Here is a 19,814-nt window from a genome sequence, read left to right as displayed (position 1 = left end):
TAAAAATAATGGTCTTATACCGCGCGGTGGAGCAGCTGGTAGCTCGTTGGGCTCATAACCCAAAGGCCACAGGTTCGAATCCTGTCCGCGCAACCGTTATCATCCCTTTCCCAATTCCTTACTTCTCTCTGTTGCTCTCCGGACAGCATCCCGAACTGCGGTAGAAAAACCGCCTCGTTCCAAAGCATCCAATCCATGAATGGTAGTCCCTCCAGGAGAAGTCACCCAATTGCGCACTTCCATTGGATGGAGAGTGTGGTGTTTGGAACGTAAATCACGGAAATACACAAGAGTTCCTTCTATGGTTTCCATTGCAAGACCCAAAGATTCCTCATAACTAAGACCCTCTTGTAACCCTGCTTCTGCCATAGCTTGCAAAAATGTAAGCACATAAGCGGGACCAGATCCAGACAATCCAGTGACCGCATCCATTAGGGATTCTTTCCCGATACGGATTGTTTCCCCCATCCCATAAAAAAGTCGTTCTGTATGGGAAACTGCTTCATCCTCACAAAAATACCCCATCGCACCACGATTGGACACGAGAGGTAAATTCGGCATCACTCGGACACAAGTGGATCCCTTTGGAGCGGCATTCACCAATTGTCCAAAGGAAATACCTGCGGCAATGGAAACAAAAATCGCAGGTTTTGTAAATTCTCCAAGGACTGGTTCCACAAGATTTGGTTTCACTGCGATCACAAACAAACCAGCTTCTTTTTCTAATGCATCCAATGTGGAAACCAAACTAACACCTTCGATGGGAGATTGTTTTAGGTTTGGATCAAATGCAAATAGTTTTGTTCCTTGGGCCACAAGTGCTTTGGCAATGGCTCCTCCCATTTTCCCAAGTCCAACCATCCCAACTGTTTTAAACGGAGTGTGTGCCATAATCCCTTTCCCCAAATATTTTTGATCCGATCCGAACAAAGTTTGATCCAAATTCCACTGCCAACACGTAATCCCCACTCATACCCATAGAAAGTTTTTTTTCTGGAAAATGTTTTTCACGTAACTGAGCCAAATTTGTAAAAACCTCTTTTGTTTGGTTGGGATCTCCCGAAGAAGGTCCCATTCCCATAAACCCTTCCCAAATACAATACTCGTTCTGGTATTTATTTAACTCATCTTTGTTTGTTAGAATCGTTTCTAAATTAAAACCATGTTTGGTATTCTCATTAGTCAGGTTTGTTTGTAAAAAATAACGAATTTTCTTTTTTTCTTTTTCAGCTCGTTTTAAAAGTTCACTAAGACTAGAAAAAGATCCCACACCATGTGTATAAGAAAAAATACCAAATAACTTACGTAAGGTTCCTGATTGTACGGGTCCAATGTGATGTACATTCACACTCGATTCTGACTCTGGAAATTCTTCGCGCAATCGAGTGAACTTATCAATGGCTTCTGGGATATAGTTTTCTCCAAATTCGCGAATCCCTTGGAGGTAAGCTTCCTTCACTACTTCATAGGGTTTCGTTTTGGAAACCGCTATCAGTGTTGGAGGATTCCCTTGGGAAAGGGTATTCATTTCGTTTTGGATGGACTGGTAAACCGAGATGTAATCTGCCACGATTACTTAGCTAAAGCTTTTTCTAAGGAATCAATTCTACGTTCGATCTCCATAAATCGTTTTTCATTTCGATCGTTGGAAGAGTTGAGTCTTTGTTCCACTTCTTTCATCCGAACTTCCAAGGAAGACGAATTGACAGTTTGTTTGGAACTTGTCTTTTTACTCACACTCGTTTCTTTGTAAGTCGTGGATTGTGATTTGTGACTGAGTTTGGAATTTATTTTTTTACGTTTCGACTTTGGACTTACGGTAGAAGTTTCTTTAACAAGTTTTCCTTGTTTTGATTTTGGAACCGTTGTTTTCGGTTCCGAAATGAACTCTTCTTTGTTTTTGGAAGTGACCTGTGGTGTTTCACCCAAAGATTGTTTTTTCACAACTTCCTTTGCGTTCTGCTTTGGTGGCTCTTTGTTTTCTTTGGGGGAAATTTGTTCTTCTACTTGGTCTAGTTTTTCTTGTAACCGAGAACTACTGTCTTTTGTTTCTCTTGTTTCTCTTGTTTCTCTTGTTTCTCTTGTTTTGGCACCACTTGCAACAGAAACTGACCTAGCTCGTTGTGAATCTGGTTCCATATCATCCAAACTCGGAAGTTCCGGGAGTTTGGAACGGTCTTCATCTGGTTCCCTCCCATTCGGTTCGTCCATAAGATCTTTCGTAGGGGTCATCGAATCGGGTGATTTGGTGATTTCTCGGTCCACCATCTCAACTTCTTTGTTTTTTCCGATGGTTTGGAGTTTTTGGTAAATTTCATTCCTATAGATAAATGCGAAAATGAACGATGAAAGAAGTAGGACCACTAGAATGGCAGTTGTGAGTATTTTCAAATTGTCGCGGCGGCCCATGACGTGCGGATTCCTTTCCTTTGATACGGATAGAGTACACGTTTTTGCGCTTTCGAAAAGTGAGAAATCATGCAGATCATAAAAAAAATCACATTCTTTCTAGGTTTCTTACTGAGTTTTGCCAGTCTTCTGTCTCTTCCGAGACCCCATGACCCAGACGAACTTGGCCGAGTGCAGATTTTAAAATCAGCATTGGCAATGGACACTCATTACCTACTCTACCTTGTCGAAGACTTTGAAGGCGAAAGGCCTTGGGATTTTTACCGCGTGGATTCCTTTTTGGCCGAAACACAGTTTGCTGCATCTGTGGCCAAATCAGATGCTTTTTTAGAAGAAACAAAATTACTAAAAGAATCAGGTTATCCCAATTTACAAAACCAAACCAGTTTCCTTTTACAAACTTATGTAGAAAACCCACGACTCGACCATTGGGAAATCAGACCTAAAGAACCAGTCCTTCTCCCACTAGGGATGCCCATCCAAGGGATCCTTTGGGTGTATTCGGAAGGACACCATATCAATTTGAGTATGGGCCTTTCACAAAAAAAATCGAAGGATTTGTATTTTGATTTGGGAACTCTTAATTTTGTAGGTTGGCGTAGGCTTGAATTTAAAATCACTTTGCCAAAAGAAAATACAAGGCTCATCCAATCAATGTCCTTCCCCATCTCGTTTGCTTCCTTTCGATTAAAAAGTTTGGCCTCCCAAAAAAAAGGTGAGTTCCATTTGTATTTTGATAATCTTTGTTTTGTGATTGATAAACGTACTTTTAGTTATCCAGGTTCGGAAGTGAATGATACTTGGGGTAACAAACGCTAAATGGTATATTTTTTTTACAACATCCTATTAATCAAAATTTGGATCTTATTAAAATTAGCATCCCTCTTCTCAAAAAAAATCCGAACTGAAATTTCCAAACGAAAACGTTCTTTGGAAACTTTGTACAAAAATCCACCCAATGGTAAAACTGTGATTTGGTTCCATTCGGCAAGTGTAGGTGAACTTGACCAAGCAAAAGCATTAGCAGAAACCATACGCCGGCATAGGCCAAATGTGTTTATCATCCAATCCGTTTTTTCCTCTTCCGTAAAAGAATCAGCTTTTACGGACCCATTGGCAAACTGTTACTTTTATTTGCCCTTTGATTTACCGTTTGCGTATAACAAAATCTTCAAACGTTTTCGACCCAAATATTTATTCATCATGGCTTGGGATACATGGCCTAATCTTTTAAAAAAAGCCAATCAGTTTGGAACAAAATCCTATCTTTGTTGTGCTAGTTTGTCTTCCCAATCTTCCAGGAAAAATCCATTGGTTCGCCTTCTCACCAAATCTTCCTTCCAATACCTTTCTGGAATTTATCCAAGCCACCAATTGATGGCAAAGGAATTTGAAGGTTTGGTCTCAACAAATTCCGACTTTTTAGTTTTAGGAGACACAAGGTTTGAATCGGTTTGGAATAAATTAGAAACAAAATCTCCAAATCCTAAATTTACAAACTTCATACAAAAACAAAAAGAGTATCTTTTAAGAAACAAACCAGTGATCCTTGGTTCCACATATCCAATCTGTGAGTCTCATTTTCTAAACTATTTAGAAACACATGGTGACCATCATTCCTTTTGGATTTTTCCCCACCAATGGGATTCCAAACGGATGTTAGAATGGAAATCAAAACTTCTGAAATATGGATCCGTAACCATTTTTTCTGAATTAAAAGAAAATGAACCTCTTCCTAAATTTTTACTTTTTGATCTTTTAGGGATTCTTGCTTTTGCGTATCGATTTGCAAGTTTTGCTTACGTAGGTGGTGGTTTTCACAACCGAATCCACAATACTATTGAACCTGCCGCCTTAGGCCTACCCATCATCACAGGTCCCAGAATCCAAAATGCACCAGAAGCAATCGTTATGCAAGAATTAGGTGGTCTTTTCAAAACGGTATCAGAATCAGATTTTTGTTCCCATTTTTATGAACTGTCGAAAAACAGTGAACTTAGGGAAAAGATGGGAAGTATCAATCGAAACTTTGTTGTAGAAAATAGAGGTGCATCGGAAAAGATTTATAACCGAGTTTTTCCGTATGACAAAATCTAAAATTGCCGCTGTTTCTCTCAATACGACCCCTCTTGATTTTTTAGGCAATTTTGAAAGTATCGTTTCTGCCATCCAAAACAAAGAATCAAAAGATGCCAATCTCATCCTATTTCCAGAACTTTGTATTTCAGGTTATGGTTGTGAAGATGCGTTTTACCGCCCAAGTCTTTGGGAAAAATCAATCGATGTTGTAAACAAAATCAAAACCATTTCTCCAAAACAAGTGGTTGTGGTGGGCCTTCCTGTTTTTGTCGATTCCTTTTTGTACAACTGTATGGCGGTTTTATATGATGGAAAAATACAGGCCCTTGTTCCCAAATTCAATTTGGCAAATACAGGTGTACACTATGAACGTCGATGGTTCCACTCACCTCAATCATTCACAAACAAACGAATCACAATCGGTGATACAGAAATACCTTTTGGTCATTTTTTGTTTTCGATGAAAGAATTTACGTTCGCAATTGAAATTTGTGAAGACAGTTGGTCGACACAGAAACCATCTTTGTTTTATAATTTATCAGGTGTGGATGTGATCCTCTCACCAGGTGCTTCCCATTTTGCGATGGGAAAACAAAATACTCGTAGGCAAATATTTAAAGAAACAAGCCGTAACCAAAACAATTTACAAGTCTTTACTAACCTCTGTGGAAATGAATCGGGAAGGATCATCTTTGAAGGGGGGGCATTTTTTTGCTCTTGTGGTTCCATTTTAAAAGAAGGCCCAAGATTACACTTCACTCCTTTTGCCATCACCAGTATTCCCTTCGACCCAAATGAAACCAAGGCATCCAAGGCGAGGAATTTACGAGAACCCAGTCCAAAACCCAATGGAGACGAACTCACCACAATCTCTTTAAAACCAAATGGACAAATCGAGAAAGAATCCCGAGTGTTTTTCCAAATTTTAGACAAACGTAGCGAAGAGATATTCCCGAGTATGGGTTCGACTGAATCCTTAAGCCCGTTTGAAGAATTCACAAAAGCAGTTTGTCTGGGATTATTTGACTATTTACGAAAATCCAAAACAAAAGGGTATACACTTTCACTTTCAGGTGGAGCTGATAGTGCAACCTGTGCCTTACTTGTCTCCACCATGGTAACCATTGCCAAAGAAGAAAATGGTGAATCCATTTTCACCAAACTCGGATTAGCGGAAAATCATCTCCTAGTTACTTTGTACCAAAGGACAAAAAATAATTCACCCATCACGGAAGAAATTGCAAAAACCTTAAGTGAAGAATTGGGATGTGAATACCATTCCATATCCATTGATGAAATGGTTTCCAGTTCCGTTTCCATCATCGAGTCGGTAAAAGGAACCAAACTCAATTGGAAAGAACATGACCTAGCCTTACAAAACATCCAAGCAAGGGTTCGTTCTCCTCTCATTTGGTTACTTGCAAACTTAAATGGACATCTCCTACTCTCCACAGGGAATAGAAGTGAAGCAGCTGTTGGTTACACAACAATGGATGGAGATTCTTCAGGTTCCATTGCCCCACTTGCAGGTGTGAGTAAGGAATTTTTACTCGACTGGTTAGATGATATCCAAAAGGGAAACAATCGATACATCACTCCCAAACATTCCATTCAGATGTTGCGAAATACAAAACCAACTGCGGAACTGAAACCTCTCGCCGAACACCAAGAAGACGAAAAAGATCTCATGCCATATCCCATCCTCAATTCCATTGAACGAAAATTGGTGTATTTGGGAATGGATGAATCCAATGTTTGGGAAGAATTAAAAAAAGAATTCCCTTGGGAATCACAGGACAACTTATTCGCTAATATTCAAAAATTCAAAAAGCTATTTGGGATTTCCCAATGGAAAAGAGAAAGGCTCCCTCCCTCTTTCCATTTGGATGAATATGGACTTGATCCTAAATCCAGTTACCGGTATCCAATCCTTTCAAACGAAACTTAAGTGGGTGGTGGAAGCCCCGCCTTTGCATACGCACCAGCTGCTTCTTTTTCGATTTGTTCGTTTTGGAATTGGATGTTCTTTAAGATTTCTTGGAACTTTTTATCCATTTCAGGATCATCCCCACCTTGTGATTCGATGAGATAATTGATGATCTCAAGTCGATCCTTTCCTTGTTTCCGAACATGACTGTAATACGTTGTTAGGTCAGAAGCATTGGCATTGCCACCAAACACAGAATTTGTAGCTCGCGTGAGTTTCTGATTGAACTCAGCTTGTTTTTTCTTTTCTTCTGCTGTCATTCGTTTTGGAATCAGGTCATTGTCAGGGAATTGTTCTCTTAGTTCCTCAAAGGCTTGCATTGCCTCGGGAGGATAGGGTTTCCCAGTTTGAGGATTAATCGGAATTTCACCAGATTCCCCTGCCGCAATGTTTGGGTCGTCTTCATACCGCATCCCACCTGCATTGTAATAATCAGAATCGAAGATGGAACCTGCTTCTTCCCCACGAACACCGAGTCGGTTTGTACCTTTGGGATTGTTCGAACCACCACCAAATAAAGCTAGGGCCTGCGAACTTCTTTCTTTTTTACGACGGAGCTCATCTTCATCCTCACCACCGAGCATAAGGAGGATGAGAAAAAAAAGCCCAATGAGGGAAATGGAGACAAAGAGTAATTTTTTTTGGATTCCCATAGATTGAATTCCTGAAAACTTGGAAGGGAAACGAGAAACAGAATGCGTTTTCCCTCTTTACATCCAATTTACTATATCTGCGTATCTTTTCTCTCTTTTTTTCATTGTGGAGTGAACACAGACACCCCGGTAGCCCCGTTTGTATTTTTGGTACCACCCAATGTCCCACAGCTCCTTTCCGTAGTCGCAGTGAATAGTAACATCACAAACGACTTCCAAACCGATATTCTCAATTATAATGCCGACCCAAGACCTGAATACATTCTGAAATACTATGTAACAAACAGAGAACCACAGTTTGTTGGGTACAATTTGTATGTGACAACCGCATTCCCTGGGATCATCCAAACTGTCCAAGGAGAGTGGTTAGAAGATGGCGTACAACCTAGTTTCCCTCATTTACCATATGAAGCTTCCACTTCCTCAAGTCGGATCATGGTCAAACGGATTCGGTTTGCTGTCCCACCTCCGGGGACTGAATTTTTCCAAAAATGCCAAATCTACAACTTCACCATACGTGCGATGCTGACTGGAGGCCTCATTTCCAACCCATCAGCAGCTGTGAGCACATGTGCCATTCCCAACCGAGTGAATGACATCCAAACTCTTTGTTCTGTTGGAGTTGGTTGTAACACAACTACCTGTTCCAACCCTGCGTGTGGAACACCTTCCTCTTGTGCGTTAGGAACTGCCTGTAACCCATGCACTAAGGGGAATAATGAATTGGGTTGTACTTGTCCTGCGGGACAATCTCCTCCTGGGTGCCAATACGTTGGCCCATAAACGTGAATCGGGGAATTTATATGTTGTGGCAACTCCCATTGGGAATATGGGAGACATCACCCTTCGTGCCATCGAGGTTTTCAAAGAAGTGGAACTTGTGCTTTGTGAATCCACAAAGGAAACCAAGTCTCTCTTTCACAAACTCGGGATTGTGACGCCAGTCCTTGCCCTTTACAAAGACCATTCCGAATCGCCGTATGCCAATGTCCTCGACCAATTGAAAAAAGGGAAATCTATGGCCCTTGTTTCCGATGCGGGAACCCCTGGTGTTTCCGATCCTGGAAGCCAAATGGTTCGCACCGCTAGGGAAAATGGAATTCCAATCATTCCTGTTCCAGGTGCATCAGCCTTAACCGCTTTACTCTCTGTTTCTGGATTCCAAGTGAATCCTACTTATTTTTTAGGTTTTCTCTCTGAAAAACCGAGTAAAAAACGCCGAGAATTAGAGAAGGCAAAGGAAATCGAAGGACTGATCGTCTTCTATGAATCTGTCCACAAACTCCCAAGATTGTATCCTCTCCTCGAGGAATTGTACCCCGAAACAGAGGTCCTTGTGGGAAGGGAGTTGACAAAGGCCTTCGAAGAGGTACTTTATTATGCAAATCCTAGGGAATTGGCAGAAAAACCGCCCAATGCGAAGGGAGAATTTGTATTTCTCTTAAACCATCGAAAAAAATCACTTAAGGGAAATTCAGATTCCTCCGATATGTGATGTAGGAAGAGGACTAAATATATGAACATCGATAAAGTAGGTCGAGTTGGTGGTTACGGTTACGAACCGAAAAAACCACAAGGGCCAAAGGAAACGGAATCACAAACACCGGTAGATACAATTTCGATCTCCGATGCGGCTAAAAAAATTGCTTCGGAAGCAAAACTCCAAGCAGAAGTAAAACAAATTGCAAAACAAATTGTTCAAGCTCCTCCAGAAGAGGATCGCACTGAAAAAATCAAAGCGATCAAAGAACGATTGAAAAACGGAGACTATGACACTCTTTCACCAGAGATGTTAGATAAAATTTCCGACCAAATTGCAACGTCTTTCCTCGGACAACAGTAAAAAGGACAGGTGGTGAGGGATCCTTTTTTATTGTCCTCTCCGAGGATTTCTCACGCTTCGCTTATTCATAGTTAGGGGATCAGTATGCCAGTTCTCCCCGAATGGATCAATTTTCAATTTCCGCCAAAAATTCATTTCGAAATCGATTGTGGTTATAAACTCGGTTCCTTTGTCAAAAACATAGGATCAAGAGTTGTACTCATCACCACACAAAAAGAGTTAGAAAACTCGGAAGAACTTTCCATCATCAAAACGAGTTTGGAAAAACACGCAGAAGGTGTGATCATTTATGATGACATCGTTGACCGTGTTCATTTCAAAGACTTAGATACTTGTGCTCATTTTTTACGAATCTCCAATGCCGATTGTGTTGTAGCTTATGGTTCCTTTGAATCGATGAACGCTGGTAAAGCGGCTTCCTTACTCGCAACAAATGATATGTTTGCGGAAGAACTACTAGTGGGCAGAAAACAACCGAAAAAAAAGGGATTACCTCTTGTGGTAGTGCCTACAAAACCCCTACTCGGTAATGAATGTTCTCCATTTTTTTCCATTGTAGACGACAAAGACAAAAACAGAAAGTACTTCGCTCATGAATGGGCTTTCCCAGAACTCATTGTTTCTGATCCGAAAATTGGTGCTGGTATGTCGAGCTCCGAAACTGCAAAAACAGGAATTTCCATTTTATCAGCAGCAGTGGATAGCATTCTCTCGAAGTATGCAAACGAAATCACTTCTTCCACTGCGTTACGTTCTATCGAACTCATTTCCAAAAACATTGTACCTGCCATTCGGGAACCAAGAAACTTAGGACCGAAAAACTCCATTTATGCAGCAAGTTTACTTGCAGGGATTGCACAATCGACAAGTAGCCTTGGTTTGTGTTACGCTTTATCACTAGCAGTAACAACCGTTACAAATCTTGATATCTTTCAAAGTATGTCGATCCTCCTCCCACACGTTATGGAATACAACCTGACTTCTTCTGCAGGTAAGTATGTAATGATCGCAAGAGCCCTTGACGAAGATGTGACAAACATTTCTGTCATCGAAGCGGCGATCAAAGCGGTGGAAGGGATCCGAAAAATTTATCTAGAGTTACGTATCCCACAACGCCTCTCTGAGTATGAAGTGAAAAAAATCGATTTACCTGGGATTGCGACACTTGCGGCAACGTATTCATTTCTTGATTGTCTTCCAAGAGAACTTCCGAAAAATGAAATCGAAACCATCCTTGTGGCTGCGTTTTAGGAAGATTTTGATCCAACTCACTGAATTTGAACAAAGACTCTTAGAAACCTTTTCCTTAAGTGATAGAGATGCAAGGCGTTTGCAAAGGGTGATCCAAGACTTATCAATTGTCGTTGGGATGGAACACGAAGAGATATTTGATTTTATGCGTTTTGGTGTGGACCAGGAATTGGAAATTTTGAAAAAAGATTATAACTGGGAACACTTTCGCATTCGCATCCAAAAGAAATTAAAAAAATCTCCACCTGTTTGATTTACCACATAGGAAACAATTACCATTTTTATTTGGCCGATTTGGATTCTGTTGCCCGTTTTGTGGCCTCACCTGATCCCTTTTACCCAATTCCCTTAAAAAAAATCCCATCACTCCCTTCCGTTTCCACAGATCCTATTTTATTCCCACGTTTTTTATACAAACTGCAATTTGCTCGCCAAACCTTTGAAAGGACAGCTATTTCTACCCCACCCTACTACAATAGCCCCGACCAAAAAACGGATTTTTTCCAAAAAACAAATCCAGGTTTTTTACCCAACAAACGAACGATTGGTGGGTCCAAACAAACTAAAACAGAACTGGTTCGCAGTAAAAGGGACAAGTTCAACCAAACAAAATACTTATCTCTAAGTGACATCGTAAACCCTGAGTTTGATGAATCTATGGTGCTAAAGGAAATTGATTCCTTGTATATGGACAAAAAAAGTAAACTCTACCTCAATCGATTGGTTGCGATCCTTTATTCTGGAACCAAAGAAGAAGAAATGAGAATTGTGACAAACCTCTTTCGGTTTGAAACAGACTTTGCATTTTTTTTAAACAAACAAATGTTCACGGTAGAACTCATTCCCCTTATCCATGGACTCTTTTTACAAGAGATACTACGCACACACGATGAAAGGTATTTCCGTTATATTTTACCCAAACTTTCACCACCTGTTTTAGGAGTGATTCGAAGATCCATTTCCAAAAACAAAATGAAACAAATTGAATCCGCACCGAAAGTCAAACCACCAGAAGGGGAAGATTTAATTTCCATCATCGAATCAGAACTGTACAAACGCTTTGCAAGGAATTTGTATTATGAGGAAGGAACCATCTTCACTTACCGAGAAGATGGGGAAGTAAATGCGAAAGAAACCATCCCCTTTGAGGATTCCAAACGATTTGATTTTTGTGTGAGTGGTGAGTTTTTAGAATTTTATGGAAAAACAAAAACCAAACTGTTTTTCAAAACCAAAGATTGGATCGAAACCATTCGATTCGATTTTTTTCTCACACGAAAAGAAATCGATACGAAGGAATTCCACCGATTGCCGAAGGACCTCATCCTTGAAATTCCCTACTACGAAACAGGTTTATTCCTTGTAGGAGCTGGGATTACCAAACCAAAACAGTGTTTTGAATTTTCACTGTTATGGTTTGATTACTGATTAGTTTCCTGTTTTGACCCTAAGGATTGCAGAATTCCATTTATCAATTTCTTCTTTTCGTTCTGCCTCTTTCATTTTGGGTATGAACTGAGTGGTTTTGGTTTCCTCTTTCCGTAAGTGGGCGACTGATTTGAAAAACCCTCGTTCAAGGCCAGCAAGGTAGGCTGCACCAAGAACCGTAGTATCCACGTTTTGTGGTCGGATCACTTTAGTTCCTAAGATATCTGCTTGGAATTGCATAAGCCATGCATTCGAAGTTGCCCCACCATCCACTCGTAAAAACTTCAGTGGTTTTCCCGTTTCCTTTTCCATTGCATTGGCTAGTTCATAGGATTGTAAAGCGATTGCCTTTAGGGCAGCCCTTGTGATTTGGGCAGGTGTTGTGTCTCGAGAGAGTCCAAAGATGGCTCCGCGTGCTTCTTGGTCCCAATGCGGGGCACCAAGTCCCGCAAAGGCAGGAACAAAAACAACATCATCTTTTGTTTTAATGGACTTAACCAATTTTTCGGAATCCTTGGAGTATTTAAAAAATTCTAAATTGTCCCTTAGGAACTGGACTACAGCTCCCCCAATAAATACGGAACCTTCCAAACAATACACGGTTTTCCCTTCAGGTCCAAGAGCCAGTGTGGTGATGAGACCTTGGTTCGAAATTCGAAATTCATCCCCCACATTGAAGAGTAAAAAACAACCTGTTCCGTAAGTGTTTTTTGCTTCCCCAGGTTCTGTGCAGAGTTGCCCAAAAAGGGCACCTTGTTGGTCACCCACAAGTGAAGAGATTGGGATTCCATCTGGAATGGATTTAACATTGGAAGTAAAACCAAATAGATTTTTAGAATTGTATGCCTTGGGTAACATTGACATAGGAACTTTTAAAATCTTACAAAGTTCTTCATCCCATTCCTTGGTTTGGATATTGAAGAGTAAAGTACGGGATGCATTCGTATGATCGGTTTTGTGTTCTTTGTGACCTGTGAGTTTGTACAATAACCAAGTATCAATGGTTCCAAAAAGAAGGTCTCCTCGTTCGGCCCTCTCTCGTGCTCCTTTGACATTGTCGAGGATCCATTGGATTTTGGTTCCAGAGAAATAAGCATCAAGTACAAGTCCTGTTTTGTTACGAAAATTGGATTCTAGGCTTTGTTTTTTTAAATCCTTACAGATATCCGATGTCCTACGGCATTGCCATACGATCGCATTATAAACTGGTTTTCCTGTTTTTTTATCCCAAACAACAGATGTTTCCCTTTGGTTGGTAATCCCGATGGCGATGGCATCTTTGGGATTTAGTTTTCCGTTTTTGATCGCAAGGGCGATGAGTTTTTGTGTTTTTTGCCAGATCTCTTCAGGGTCATGTTCGACCCAACCTGGTTTTGGATAGTATTGTTTGAATTCTTGGTAGGCAGACGAAATCACTTTCCCTTTGTCATTAAAACAAAATGTTCGAATCCCAGTTGTCCCCGCATCAATCCCAATGATGTAATTTTTTTTTGCCATTTTATACCTCTATTTCCAAACCTTCATAAGCCATAATGATTTCTAATTTTCCATGTGGATCAAACATCTCTTTGTACTTTAACGCCCGTAAGTATACCAAATCCAACTTCTCATCATCATAAGAAGGATCATGGTGGAACATCACGAGTTTTTTTACTTTTGCCCGAAGGGCAATATCTGTAGCAATGGAAGCCGAACTATGGCCCCAATCAATTTTTTGTAATGATTCTTCAAATGTATATTGTGTATCAAAAACTAAAACATCTGCATCTCGGAAATAATCAATGTATGTATCAATGTTTTCCATTTCTTCCAAATTGAATTCGGCATCGGATGCAAAGATGATCGATTTTCCATCTTCAGTAAACCGATAGGAAAAACTCCCACCAGGATGGCGCACTGCTTTACTAAACGCTTTGATGTTTGGGCCAAGGGAAACAACCTCTCCTTCTTCGATGAATTGAAAGGTTTTTTTTGCAGCATAATGATCAAAGGAAACAGGGAAATGTGTGAATACAAATTGGTGTTCTAACCTCTTTTCTGCATCACTCATGGACGAAATGAACTCGAAATGATTTCCTGGTAAAAACAGAGGAATAAAAAAAGGTATGCCTTGGATATGGTCCCAATGTGTGTGAGTGAGTATCCAATAGGCGTGCCCCACACCCTTTCCAAATTGGGATGACATCATTTGGTTTCCAAGTTCCCGTAAACCAGTACCACCATCGATAATGATGAGAGTTCCCTCTTTGTCACGGATTTCGACACAAGTCGTATTACCACCGTAAGTCGATGATGAGGAAAAACTAAGAGAATTTAAAAAACTATGAATACTTTGTTCGTTTTGGATGTCGGTTGGACTTGCCAAAGAGAGAATTTTTTCGATTTTATGTTTTACGTTTTCTGGCCGGATGGGTGAACCTATGGAACCTCGAACACCCCAAAACTTAATTTTCATTGCTCTTTTTCTAGAGTCCTTTTTGGAAAAATCAAACGTTTTTTGATTGTATTTCCTCTTTCAGATGTTGTCTTAACTGAAGTTATGTTTCAATACGAAATCAAACGTGAGAATTCAAAAGCCATCATCGATCTGAATGGTTCCTTATCATTAAGGGACACACCCAAATTAAAATTGGAAATTAAGGAATTGATCGATTCAGATTCGGTCACAGAACTGGTTTTCGATTTCCAACACTTAACGTATCTGGATTCGTCGGGAATCGGAATCCTACTTCATACCTACAGTTGGACAAAAGAAAAAAACAAAAAAGTAAAAATGGTCCATCTCTCGAGTGAAATCAGAACCATTTTTAGTGTCGCAAATTTATTAGAAATTTTCCAAGTCGAATGAATTAAACTCGGTAGTCTTGGATGGTTTGGATGAGGAAAGATACAATCCCCGAAAATACATAAAAACCAACTGCGCCATACATCACATAGGGCCATCGGTAAAATCCAATTGCAAACAAAATGAGTCCCAAACCAAAAAGGCTAATACCTAATTTTTTCCAAGAAAAGAGTCCACGCATTGCTACCTGGGGTTTGCTGTATCGTAACGTGGAAACCATAAGTAATGCGGTAATCACAAAGAAGGTAACAGCAGTCCATAACGGCACTTGTGATACTGAAAAAACCATAGGGAAAATTCCAATCACAACACCTGCCACAGGAGAAGGGAGTCCATTAAATGACTTTGGATCATGGGCAACATTGAACCTTGCCAATCGGTAAGCAGCACAAATAGGATACAAGGCCGCGATGAACATTCCGAGAGGCAGATAATCTGGTTTATCAAAAATATCGAGTTTGATATCAAAAAAGAACATTTTATACGCTAAAAAACCAGGTGCAATTCCAAATGTGGTAAGGTCTGCAAGGCTATCTAAATCAGCACCAAGTTCACTCGTACAATTCAGAGCTCTCGCAGCCATTCCATCAAAACCATCGAATAACGCAGCTAAGATGATAAACACACCTGCTAGGGAATACAATTCATGTGAATTTGGTTGGCTTGGGTTTGTCTCAGAGACAAGTAACATGGAAACAAAACCTAAAGTGAGGTTTCCGAGGGTTAAGGTATTGGGGATCCAAGTTAATTTTAGTTTCATAGTATTTGTTCAAAGTTTCGTTTTGGACTGATTTTAAAATCGAGCCCTACAAATTTTTTTTCTTTCCAAAGATGGTATCCAAGACATGCCACCATCGCTCCGTTATCCGTGCAGTAAATTTTTTTTTGGGGGTAATACAATTGAAAAGATCGATTTTGGGCTTCCGATTGGAGGGTAGACCTAAGTGTTTCATTCGCGAGCACTCCCCCAGCGGCAACAATCGTTTTGATTTGGGTTTTTTCGATCGCTTTTGTTATATTTCGTACAACTAATTCAAAGGCTGTTTTTTGAAAGTAGTAAGCAATTTTTTCAATGGGAGGCATACCTGTGAATGATTTTAGGTAATACATCACAGCTGTTTTTAAGCCGCTGTAGGAGAATCGAATGGTATCCTGTGTGTCTTCTTTTAATAACTTCGGAAAGGGACTTTTTTCTCCTTTTGGTATTTCGAAGGAAGATGCCATTTTTTCAATGATGGGGCCACCTGGGTAAGGTAAACCCAAAATGGCACTTACTTTATCAAACGCTTCTCCAAGAGAATCATCCCTTGTATCGGCAAGTAATTCCAATTCACCAAAATCTTTATAGATGTAAATGGATGAATTCCCACCCGAAAGCAGGACACCTAACCAAGGAAATGTGGGCAAATCGTGTTCGAGTCCAATCACAGTTAAGTGTGCTTCTAAATGGTTCACAAGAACAATGGGAATTGAATGCACAAGTGAGATACACCTTGCAAGTTGTGCTCCAATCATAAGTGACCCAACAAGACCTGGATACCCTGTCACGGCAACATATTGCAAATCAGAGAACTTCAAATTTGATTCTTCCATACAGACAGAAAGAAGTGAATTTATTTTTTCCAAATGTGCGCGAGAGGCAATTTCGGGAACCACTCCCCGGTAAGGAGAATGGGTTTCAATTTGGCTGTATACTTTGAGTGAAACTAATTCTTTGCCATCTTTGACAATGGCAATTGACGTTTCATCACAACTGGATTCAATCCCAATTCCATAAACCATTTATTTCAATAGGTTAATTGCTTCTGATAATTGAATGTCCAAGTCAAGTCTTGGTTTAGATTGGGAAGAACCCATTCTCATTTCATTGAATAAAAAAATACGTATCACAGAATCTGAAATCTTCAAATTTTCCTTTTTAAGGATCTCCTTAAAATCGGTGATAGAGATTTCATTAAATTCTGAATGAGATTCTAAAAAAGGTCGTATTAAGTTTTTCTTAAATAGTTTTTCCAAAGCATACTTTTCGTCTTCATTGGCAGAAACTGGATTGATGACATGGTCAGGAGTGATTCCTATTCCATGAATGGAAATTCCTGATGGTGTATAGTATTTTTGAATGGTGATCGCAACACCAGCACCAAAGGACAAGGGAATAATTGACTGAACACTTCCTTTTCCAAAACTCTGTGTTCCAACTATTAACGCTCGTTTGTTGTCCTTCAACGCTCCAGCTAAAATTTCGGATGCACTCGCAGACCCACCATTAACTAAGATAGCAACAGGCAAATCCAAGAATTTTAAATCACGATTTTCCGACTTAAAACTTTTAATGAGAACTCCCCCTCTACCTTTTACGGAGACAATGTCTGAATTGGGAGGAAGGAACAAATCTGCTAAATCAATTGCTAAATCAAGGAGTCCACCTGGATTCATTCGGAGGTCGATAACAAGTTTTTTGGCTCCTGAGTCTTTTAAGTTTTTAACTGCAGCAGCAAACTCTTTGCCTGTATCTTTCCCCATAAACTGAACTAGTTTGATGTAACCTGTTTCTTTTTCAGGAAGGTAAAAGGAACGTAAAAAACGAATTTGAATGAGTTCTCTCACTAAATTGACAACAAAAGGTTCTTTTAATCCCTTCCTTTCAATTTTCATGGAAATAGAGGTTCCCACTTCGCCACGCATCATGGCAAAAGATTCTGCTTGGGAAAGTGATTTGACTGGTTTCCCATTAATTTCAATGATTTTGTCCTGTGGTAAAAGACCAGCCTTCCAAGCAGGGGTTCCTTCAATCGGTGCCACAATGACAAATGCATTTTCTTGGTAGTTGAGTTCTACACCAATGCCACCAAAACTCCCTTTGGTTTCGTTTTGTAGTTCTTTAAATTCATCCACATCGATAAAACGAGTATGTGGGTCACCTAAACTATGTAAGGCACCTTGGATCGCTCCAATGTATATTTTTTTCTCTTCTTGGGGTTCAACAAAGTCGTTTTCGATATAAGCAACAACTTCATGTAAAATTTGAAGGTATTTTTCCCCATCAGATGAAATCGCTTTTACTTTTTCAATACTGAGGAAAAAAACTAATCCTAACAAGGACAAGGTGACACTCACCCATAAAAAACGTTCTGAAAATTTCACTTTATTCATTTCCATATATTGACTCGTATAATGCCTTATTCTCTTTTTTTAACATTTCTTTTGCCTCAGGGACCGACAAACGATACACATCACACGCTTCTTCGAATAATTGTACGTCTGATGGAGTTGGTCGTTTGGTATCTGCCATAAGCCCCGTTTGGATTCGATTTTGAGCAAATCGTTCCAAAACACGTTTTAAATCATAAGCATTGATTTCTTGTTTTTTGGGAGCACAACTGACAAGGAAAAGGGAGAGTGTGATACAGGCGAGTGAGAAGAGATGTTTCGACATCCCTTCTAGGATGAGAGGAAACCTACTCTTGGTCAATCAGTAAATACGATAGAGACCTATGAGTTTTCCAATTATCGTTGCTTTCTTTGTGCGAATGGGTTTGAGTTTTGCGTTCCGAGGTTCTAGTCGGATCATGTCAGGCTCTTTGTAAAACACCTTAAGAGTGGCTTCATTATCAATCATAGCGACGACAATTTCACCATTCCTTGCCGTATCTTTTTTCTGGATGATGGCAATGTCCCCATCGCTGATCCCTGCTTCCACCATGGAATCACCTTTTACTTTTAAGGCAAAGGTTCCCGGTTTTGTCGCCAAATCATCTGGGACGGCAATGTATTCCTCAATGTTTTCTTCCGCAAGGATGGGATTTCCTGCTGCTACTTGCCCAAGGAGAGGGATTCCAGAAGCCCGCACAAGAAGAGCTTCGTCCGCATTTCCTTTCAGAAGTTCGATCGCACGGCTTTGGTTTTTGGAAGTGCGGATATAACCTTTTTTTTCAATTGCCTTTAGATGGTCGTAAGCACCTTTTGCAGTGATTCCAAATTGGTCACCAATCTCACGGATGGTAGGGGGAAATCCCTTTTCACGGACCGTGTCCGAGATGTATTGTAAAACAGATTCTTGTTTTTCCGTGAGGTCTTTCATACTAAACAGATAAATAGGAAATGGGCGTTATGTCAACAAAAAACTAGTGATTATAGTTTCAAATATTCACTTTTTAAGACAAAACTCCCCTCTTCTACAATAGCTTCTCCAGAACCAACACCATCTGTCACTTCTACCCAATTGTCATAGGTTTTCCCTATCCCAATTTTTTTCGCTGAGAAAGAACCATCTGGATTTCTGACAAAAATAAAGTTTTCCCCTTCGATTTTATGAATACAATTTGATGGAATCACCTTTGCTTTGTTAACCGATGATGTAACCATTGCACCCACAACGGTTGCTGTGACACTTTGTCCAGGACGTAATCTACCTTTTGAGTTTCGTACTTCCAATCGTATTTCTGCTGTTTTTTTCACAGGATCAATGATATCACCCACATGAGAGACAACGGCTTTTAAGGATTCATCTTTAGATCCAATGGGAATCACCTTTGCTTCATTTCCCACACGTATCGAAGCTAAATCTTTTTCATATACTTCTAAATTAATCCATAACACTGATAAATCGGCAACTGTGAATAAGTTATCACGTGCATTGACTGCTTGCCCAATGATCGCTTCCCTTTCTGTGACTGTACCGGAGATGGGAGTTCGGATGTATAAATTTTTAGAATTGTATTTGCCAGCTTCTAAATTTGCGATTTCAGTTTCATTTAGACCCAAGTTTTCTAAAGCATTCCGAGATGTTTCCATCTCTGCCTTTACAGACTTATAATCCATTAGAGACATTTCATATTCTTTGGCTGAAGTTACTTTTCGTTCATACAAATCTTTTGCACGATCAGCTTGAACCTTTAATGCTTCGAGTCTTGCTCGAGCTTTTAAGTAATTAGCTTCAGTTGTTCCTAAGTCAACAGATTGGATGGATGCAAGTGCTGTACTTTTTTTAACGTATTCACCCTCTTTTACAAAGACTTGTAAGATTCGACCATTCACACGGGAACCAACTTTCGCCACATTATTCATGTCATACGAAACTGTTCCGGGGAGTTGTAATTCTTCTTCTAAAGCTCTTTCCTGTAAATAAACCACGGAAAAGGGATGATTTTTTTGTATTTCACTGGAAATGGCAAATTTCGATTTATCCTCAGTGAGTGCTTCAGTTTTTTTTCCAGCTCCAAAGAACTTTGTATAACCAAAATACAACACACTTCCAAGTAATACGAGAATACTAATATTTCTGATTTTTTTTAAATTCAATTCATTTTGCATGTTGGC

Annotated in this window: 22 protein-coding genes and 1 tRNA gene; 11 read left to right on the top strand and 12 right to left on the bottom strand. The window is 39.9% G+C overall.

All coding sequences use genetic code 11. The features are described from left to right. The first annotated feature begins 20 nt into the window (after window positions 1-20). Window positions 21-93 (top strand) — tRNA-Met (locus DI076_RS01250). 6 nt (window positions 94-99) lie between these two features. On the opposite strand, the gene proC is transcribed toward DI076_RS01250, so the two are convergent. The 3 genes from proC to DI076_RS01235 are packed head-to-tail and all read right to left on the bottom strand — an operon-like array spanning window position 100 to window position 2,409. Beyond that, window positions 100-891, bottom strand: coding sequence for a pyrroline-5-carboxylate reductase (proC, locus tag DI076_RS01245; RefSeq protein ID WP_108958235.1), 792 nt, complete (start codon window positions 889-891; stop codon window positions 100-102). After that, window positions 872-1,528, bottom strand: a complete 657-nt coding sequence (locus DI076_RS01240) for a YggS family pyridoxal phosphate-dependent enzyme (protein WP_167396494.1) — start codon at window positions 1,526-1,528, stop codon at window positions 872-874. Before DI076_RS01240 ends, proC begins: the two co-directional genes overlap by 20 nt. A 44-nt stretch (window positions 1,529-1,572) precedes the next feature. Continuing rightward, complete coding sequence (locus tag DI076_RS01235) at window positions 1,573-2,409, bottom strand: hypothetical protein (protein ID WP_108958233.1); 837 nt, start codon at window positions 2,407-2,409, stop codon at window positions 1,573-1,575. A gap of 69 nt (window positions 2,410-2,478) precedes the next feature. On the opposite strand from DI076_RS01235, the gene DI076_RS01230 reads away from it, so the two are divergent. Genes DI076_RS01230 through nadE form a run of 3 tightly spaced genes read left to right on the top strand, consistent with a single transcriptional unit; the run spans window position 2,479 to window position 6,436 of the window. Continuing rightward, entirely contained in the window at window positions 2,479-3,228 is a 750-nt protein-coding gene (locus DI076_RS01230) for a flagellar filament outer layer protein FlaA (RefSeq protein ID WP_108958232.1), read from the top strand. Continuing rightward, window positions 3,229-4,506, top strand: a complete 1,278-nt coding sequence (locus tag DI076_RS01225) for a 3-deoxy-D-manno-octulosonic acid transferase (protein ID WP_108958231.1) — start codon at window positions 3,229-3,231, stop codon at window positions 4,504-4,506. Continuing rightward, window positions 4,493-6,436: an NAD(+) synthase gene (gene nadE, locus DI076_RS01220; RefSeq protein ID WP_108958230.1), complete on the top strand. Its 1,944-nt coding sequence runs from the start codon at window positions 4,493-4,495 to the stop codon at window positions 6,434-6,436. Before DI076_RS01225 ends, nadE begins: the two co-directional genes overlap by 14 nt. Here the strand turns inward: nadE and DI076_RS01215 are convergent. Continuing rightward, window positions 6,433-7,128, bottom strand: coding sequence for an LIC_20245 family lipoprotein (locus tag DI076_RS01215; protein ID WP_108958229.1), 696 nt, complete (start codon window positions 7,126-7,128; stop codon window positions 6,433-6,435). The genes nadE and DI076_RS01215 overlap by 4 nt on opposite strands. 42 nt (window positions 7,129-7,170) lie before the next feature. Here DI076_RS01215 and DI076_RS01210 point away from each other — a divergent pair, with 42 nt between their 5' ends. The 6 genes from DI076_RS01210 (at window position 7,171) to DI076_RS01185 (ending at window position 11,650) form a co-directional block, all read left to right on the top strand. Beyond that, window positions 7,171-7,911 (top strand): LIC11073 family putative lipoprotein, encoded by a 741-nt coding sequence (locus DI076_RS01210; RefSeq protein WP_108958228.1) that lies wholly within the window; start codon window positions 7,171-7,173, stop codon window positions 7,909-7,911. After that, window positions 7,901-8,623: a 16S rRNA (cytidine(1402)-2'-O)-methyltransferase gene (rsmI, locus tag DI076_RS01205; protein ID WP_108958227.1), complete on the top strand. Its 723-nt coding sequence runs from the start codon at window positions 7,901-7,903 to the stop codon at window positions 8,621-8,623. The genes DI076_RS01210 and rsmI overlap by 11 nt, the downstream gene beginning before the upstream one ends. A 21-nt stretch (window positions 8,624-8,644) precedes the next feature. Next, a complete protein-coding gene (locus DI076_RS01200) occupies window positions 8,645-8,971 on the top strand; it encodes a flagellar biosynthesis anti-sigma factor FlgM (RefSeq protein ID WP_100718075.1) in 327 nt (108 codons plus the stop codon). An 84-nt stretch (window positions 8,972-9,055) separates the two neighbouring features. Next, entirely contained in the window at window positions 9,056-10,222 is a 1,167-nt protein-coding gene (locus tag DI076_RS01195) for an iron-containing alcohol dehydrogenase (RefSeq protein ID WP_012388317.1), read from the top strand. A 7-nt stretch (window positions 10,223-10,229) separates the two neighbouring features. Next, the gene (locus tag DI076_RS01190; RefSeq protein ID WP_100718073.1) at window positions 10,230-10,475 is read left to right on the top strand and encodes a hypothetical protein; all 246 of its coding nucleotides are present in this window, start codon (window positions 10,230-10,232) and stop codon (window positions 10,473-10,475) included. Further along, a complete protein-coding gene (locus tag DI076_RS01185; RefSeq protein WP_108958226.1) occupies window positions 10,472-11,650 on the top strand; it encodes a flagellar motor switch protein FliG in 1,179 nt (392 codons plus the stop codon). The genes DI076_RS01190 and DI076_RS01185 overlap by 4 nt, the downstream gene beginning before the upstream one ends. Here the strand turns inward: DI076_RS01185 and glpK are convergent, their stop codons facing one another. Both glpK and DI076_RS01175 read right to left on the bottom strand, forming a co-directional pair. Further along, entirely contained in the window at window positions 11,651-13,147 is a 1,497-nt protein-coding gene (gene glpK, locus DI076_RS01180) for a glycerol kinase GlpK (RefSeq protein ID WP_108958225.1), read from the bottom strand. It lies immediately after the preceding gene. 1 nt (window position 13,148) lies between these two features. Then, entirely contained in the window at window positions 13,149-14,105 is a 957-nt protein-coding gene (locus tag DI076_RS01175; protein ID WP_108958224.1) for an MBL fold metallo-hydrolase, read from the bottom strand. A 42-nt stretch (window positions 14,106-14,147) separates the two neighbouring features. On the opposite strand from DI076_RS01175, the gene DI076_RS01170 reads away from it, so the two are divergent. Next, window positions 14,148-14,498 carry an STAS domain-containing protein gene (locus tag DI076_RS01170; protein ID WP_245918193.1) on the top strand — a complete coding sequence of 117 codons (351 nt, stop codon included), beginning with the start codon at window positions 14,148-14,150 and terminating at the stop codon, window positions 14,496-14,498. Window position 14,499: 1 nt separating this feature from the next. Here DI076_RS01170 and DI076_RS01165 read toward each other — a convergent pair whose 3' ends face one another. From DI076_RS01165 to DI076_RS01140, 6 genes are read right to left on the bottom strand one after another with little or no spacing between them, the layout of a single operon-like run. Beyond that, the gene (locus DI076_RS01165) at window positions 14,500-15,255 is read right to left on the bottom strand and encodes a CDP-alcohol phosphatidyltransferase family protein (RefSeq protein WP_108958223.1); all 756 of its coding nucleotides are present in this window, start codon (window positions 15,253-15,255) and stop codon (window positions 14,500-14,502) included. Then, entirely contained in the window at window positions 15,252-16,277 is a 1,026-nt protein-coding gene (tsaD, locus tag DI076_RS01160) for a tRNA (adenosine(37)-N6)-threonylcarbamoyltransferase complex transferase subunit TsaD (RefSeq protein WP_108958222.1), read from the bottom strand. The genes DI076_RS01165 and tsaD overlap by 4 nt, the downstream gene beginning before the upstream one ends. Beyond that, complete coding sequence (locus tag DI076_RS01155; protein ID WP_174704999.1) at window positions 16,278-17,639, bottom strand: S41 family peptidase; 1,362 nt, start codon at window positions 17,637-17,639, stop codon at window positions 16,278-16,280. Between the two features lies 1 nt (window position 17,640). Next, window positions 17,641-17,931 (bottom strand): LA_1448 family UV-C exposure upregulated protein, encoded by a 291-nt coding sequence (locus DI076_RS01150; RefSeq protein ID WP_108958397.1) that lies wholly within the window; start codon window positions 17,929-17,931, stop codon window positions 17,641-17,643. Between the two features lie 36 nt (window positions 17,932-17,967). Continuing rightward, the gene (gene lexA, locus DI076_RS01145) at window positions 17,968-18,576 is read right to left on the bottom strand and encodes a transcriptional repressor LexA (RefSeq protein WP_100718067.1); all 609 of its coding nucleotides are present in this window, start codon (window positions 18,574-18,576) and stop codon (window positions 17,968-17,970) included. A gap of 50 nt (window positions 18,577-18,626) precedes the next feature. Next, complete coding sequence (locus tag DI076_RS01140; protein ID WP_108958221.1) at window positions 18,627-19,808, bottom strand: efflux RND transporter periplasmic adaptor subunit; 1,182 nt, start codon at window positions 19,806-19,808, stop codon at window positions 18,627-18,629. Window positions 19,809-19,814 lie beyond the last annotated feature (6 nt).

The organism is Leptospira ellinghausenii, from assembly GCF_003114815.1.
In the GTDB taxonomy this organism is placed as follows: Bacteria; Spirochaetota; Leptospiria; order Leptospirales; family Leptospiraceae; genus Leptospira_A; species Leptospira_A ellinghausenii.
Note: the sequence above shows the minus strand (reverse complement) of the source record. Positions and strands in the feature narration are given on the sequence as shown.

Bases quoted from the DNA above. Each gene is read 5' to 3' on its own strand.
- DI076_RS01165 (WP_108958223.1), bottom strand. From the start codon at position 15,255: ATGAAACTAAAATTAACTTGGATCCCCAATACCTTAACCCTCGGAAAC.
- DI076_RS01215 (WP_108958229.1), bottom strand. From the start codon at position 7,128: ATGGGAATCCAAAAAAAATTACTCTTTGTCTCCATTTCCCTCATTGGG.
- DI076_RS01210 (WP_108958228.1), top strand. From the start codon at position 7,171: ATGCGTTTTCCCTCTTTACATCCAATTTACTATATCTGCGTATCTTTT.
- DI076_RS01140 (WP_108958221.1), bottom strand. From the start codon at position 19,808: ATGCAAAATGAATTGAATTTAAAAAAAATCAGAAATATTAGTATTCTC.
- DI076_RS01225 (WP_108958231.1), top strand. From the start codon at position 3,229: ATGGTATATTTTTTTTACAACATCCTATTAATCAAAATTTGGATCTTA.
- tsaD (WP_108958222.1), bottom strand. From the start codon at position 16,277: ATGGTTTATGGAATTGGGATTGAATCCAGTTGTGATGAAACGTCAATT.
- DI076_RS01230 (WP_108958232.1), top strand. From the start codon at position 2,479: ATGCAGATCATAAAAAAAATCACATTCTTTCTAGGTTTCTTACTGAGT.
- DI076_RS01200 (WP_100718075.1), top strand. From the start codon at position 8,645: ATGAACATCGATAAAGTAGGTCGAGTTGGTGGTTACGGTTACGAACCG.
- DI076_RS01175 (WP_108958224.1), bottom strand. From the start codon at position 14,105: ATGAAAATTAAGTTTTGGGGTGTTCGAGGTTCCATAGGTTCACCCATC.
- DI076_RS01235 (WP_108958233.1), bottom strand. From the start codon at position 2,409: ATGGGCCGCCGCGACAATTTGAAAATACTCACAACTGCCATTCTAGTG.
- proC (WP_108958235.1), bottom strand. From the start codon at position 891: ATGGCACACACTCCGTTTAAAACAGTTGGGATGGTTGGACTTGGGAAA.
- DI076_RS01150 (WP_108958397.1), bottom strand. From the start codon at position 17,931: ATGTCGAAACATCTCTTCTCACTCGCCTGTATCACACTCTCCCTTTTC.
- lexA (WP_100718067.1), bottom strand. From the start codon at position 18,576: ATGAAAGACCTCACGGAAAAACAAGAATCTGTTTTACAATACATCTCG.
- glpK (WP_108958225.1), bottom strand. From the start codon at position 13,147: ATGGCAAAAAAAAATTACATCATTGGGATTGATGCGGGGACAACTGGG.
- DI076_RS01195 (WP_012388317.1), top strand. From the start codon at position 9,056: ATGCCAGTTCTCCCCGAATGGATCAATTTTCAATTTCCGCCAAAAATT.
- DI076_RS01240 (WP_167396494.1), bottom strand. From the start codon at position 1,528: ATGAATACCCTTTCCCAAGGGAATCCTCCAACACTGATAGCGGTTTCC.
- nadE (WP_108958230.1), top strand. From the start codon at position 4,493: ATGACAAAATCTAAAATTGCCGCTGTTTCTCTCAATACGACCCCTCTT.